General features: G+C 60.8%; 1 protein-coding gene. It reads right to left on the bottom strand.

Annotation, left to right across the window (positions count from 1 at the left end):
* The coding region (gene rpsQ / locus AC5RWX_RS34525) for a 30S ribosomal protein S17 (RefSeq protein ID WP_494100607.1) at positions 1-288 on the bottom strand (288 nt) is incomplete at its 3' end.
* Positions 289-319: the final 31 nt, after the last annotated feature.

Below are 319 nucleotides of genomic sequence, written 5' to 3' on the forward strand. Positions count from 1 at the left end.
GATCTCCACGAGCCGCCAGTTCTTGGTGGCGGACAGCGGACGGGTCTCGGCGATGACAACGAGGTCGCCGATGCCGGCGGTGTTCTCTTCGTCGTGGGCCTTGACCTTGGAGGTACGGCGGATGACCTTGCCGTACAGGGCGTGCTTCACGCGGTCTTCAACCTGGACAACGATGGTCTTTTCCATCTTGTCAGAGACCACGTAGCCGCGACGCGTCTTGCGGTAACCGCGCTGCTCAGCCGTGGCTGCGGTAGCAGTTTCCGTCACGTTCTCGTCCTTTTCACTCACTTGGCATCCTCCTCGGTCTCAACCGTTTCAG

The organism is Arthrobacter sp. SPT-J7, assembly GCF_059089965.1.